Consider the following 1,542-nt stretch of genomic DNA (forward strand, 5'->3'; position numbering starts at 1 on the left):
TAACAACGCTGCCTTCAGTTGGATAAATGACGAGAAATTGTTTTCATCCGTCAATGAACGGTTAGAAGCCTTATTTTATTTGTTTGAAGCAATGATGTTTCGTATCGATACTTTTCTTATTTGCTTGCTTTTATCGTTATTGGTGCTCATACCAACAGTGATTGATGGACTCTGTCGTTGGCAAATTCTGAGATCGTCTGATAACAACGCTTCAATAAATATTTACAACGTAAGTGAGCGTTTTTTTTATCTCTTACTTTTGTTACCTGTTTACGCTTTTTTTCTCCCTGTTCCTATTACACCAGCCGCGTTTAGCATTTGGATTGGTCTAATCTGCATCGCTATTTACTTCATGGCATCAAACCTACAACACCGGATATAAACATGAACCGTTTAATTAAAACCACTACTTTAATATTGAGTGCTTTCATCGCTATTAACGTTAGTGCACAAACATCTCCCATTGTTGACCAACCTTCATCAAGCGATTCATTGTTTGAAAATGGGTTTGTCGATTTGCCACCCAATTTGATAGTGAAGCCGGATCAAGAGCATAAAATCGTACGTTATTTTATCGATTTTTCTTGTATATACTGTCGAAAGCTCCGTTCCGTTATGGATACTTGGGGTAATACTCTAAGTCGGGGCTATAGACTGGTTTATCACCACGTCGGTGACATGGAATCCCCGTACTATTTTCTCCAGTCAGCTGCTTTAACATATGTAATGAACAGTGACATCACTTATGGCCAAAAACAGCAGTATATAGAATTGATGTTTACTCACATCAATCAGGTTAAGACTAATAAAGAGTTAGTTAGACTTATAAAAGAAGCGACTGCAAGTGTTGGGTTGAATCCTTCAGAGGTTGCAAAATATATAATGACTGAAGAGGCTACCGTTGATTATACCGCCGCGGTTGATTTGCAAAACCAGGTTAGTATTAACGTAACCCCTTCAATTCTTATAGCCGGTCGCTATCTCACCCACCTTGGTATGACTGACGGCTCTCCAGAAAGATGGATTGAATTAATCAATAAAGTTACGTCCATCGATATTTATTCCCGCAGTAATACACTTACCAATATCCCGAACCCATTATTACAAGGGCTACCCACAAAGGATTAAATGATGAAAAAATCTCCGATTATTCGCTTAGATCTTATAGGACTTGTAACATCAGTTATGATGGCGTCTGCATTTGCGCAAGAGCCATCGTCACTGACTGAACCTTCGTTAGCTGAATTCGAAGAAATTACAAATCCAAGCACAGAAGTCGTTAAGAAGATTACTCCCCTTTTTGACAAACAGGCGCAATCTATTCGTTACTTTAACGCTCCAGATAATTTAATGGCAGTTGGCGTTGTCACAAATACATTTAAAAAACAGGTTTACTACACAAATCAAAATGGTGACTTTGTGATGTCTGGGCGTCTTTACGAGACGGACAGTAAATTGATGCACGATCAACTCGTCAAATCAGAACTTAAAGTCTTATTACCAGAAGAGTTCACCAACTCTATAGAGACAGCACCTAGTTTC

3 protein-coding genes are annotated in these 1,542 nt (G+C 38.5%); all 3 read left to right on the plus strand.

Annotated elements, in window-relative coordinates; genetic code table 11:
* Nucleotides 1-382: DUF4400 domain-containing protein (locus BIZ39_RS21695; protein WP_187448097.1), on the plus strand; the 382-nt coding region annotated here is incomplete at its 5' end.
* A 2-nt stretch (nucleotides 383-384) separates the two neighbouring features.
* Nucleotides 385-1,128 (plus strand): DsbA family protein, encoded by a 744-nt coding sequence (locus tag BIZ39_RS21700; RefSeq protein ID WP_187448098.1) that lies wholly within the window; start codon nucleotides 385-387, stop codon nucleotides 1,126-1,128.
* A 3-nt stretch (nucleotides 1,129-1,131) separates the two neighbouring features.
* Nucleotides 1,132-1,542 (plus strand): hypothetical protein (locus tag BIZ39_RS21705; protein ID WP_187448099.1); only part of this gene is annotated, 411 nt, incomplete at its 3' end.

The sequence above is a fragment of the Alteromonas sp. BZK5 genome (genome assembly GCF_014349115.1).
Classification (GTDB): domain Bacteria; phylum Pseudomonadota; class Gammaproteobacteria; order Enterobacterales; family Alteromonadaceae; genus Alteromonas; species Alteromonas macleodii.

Excerpts from the sequence above, each read along its gene's own strand:
- BIZ39_RS21700 (WP_187448098.1), top strand. The coding sequence starts at position 385 with ATGAACCGTTTAATTAAAACCACTACTTTAATATTGAGTGCTTTCATC.